Origin of the sequence: Mycobacterium intermedium, from assembly GCF_002086275.1 — a bacterium.
Taxonomy (GTDB): domain Bacteria; phylum Actinomycetota; class Actinomycetes; order Mycobacteriales; family Mycobacteriaceae; genus Mycobacterium; species Mycobacterium intermedium.
The window spans coordinates 1-529 of record NZ_MVHT01000308.1 but is presented as its reverse complement, the minus strand read 5'-3'; the positions used below and the strand labels follow the sequence as shown (position 1 = coordinate 529).

Genomic DNA, 529 nt, shown 5'->3' with positions numbered 1-529 from the left:
GTCAGCTACGGCGTCACTGTGGGTTCCAGACATCACCGCCGAGTGTAGGCGGCAACGGCGGGGCTGGCGGTAACGGCGTTGTCGTCGCCGGTGTCGCCGGAGCTGGCGGGGCCGGCGGCGCGGGCGGTGACCCCGGTGCCGCCGGGGCCGGCGGGATCGGCGGTAAGGCCGGCGGGCCGGGCGGGTTCGATGGGGCCGACGGTCTGACCGGGCCGATGCCGACCAGCGGGGGTAACGGTGGCAACGGTGGCAACGGCGCTGATGCGGTCGTCGCCGGCGGCAACGGCGGGGCCGGCGGCGCCGGGGGCCACGGCGGGGCGGTCGGCAACGGCGGCAACGGCGGCAACGGCGGTGCCGGCAAGGCGGGCGCCGCCGGTAAGGCGGGCACCGCGGGCACCACCGACGAATTCAACCTCGCGGGCGGAAACGGCGGTGACGGCGACGCCGGACAGAACGGCGGGGCCGGCGGTGCCGGCGGTGCGGGCGGCGACGGCGGGTGGCTGGCCGGTAACGGTGGCAACGGAGGCGC

General features: G+C 78.1%; 1 protein-coding gene. It reads left to right on the top strand.

Annotated elements, in window-relative coordinates; all coding sequences use genetic code 11:
• Positions 1 to 529 (top strand): hypothetical protein (locus BST27_RS32990; protein WP_211285344.1); only part of this gene is annotated, 529 nt, incomplete at both ends.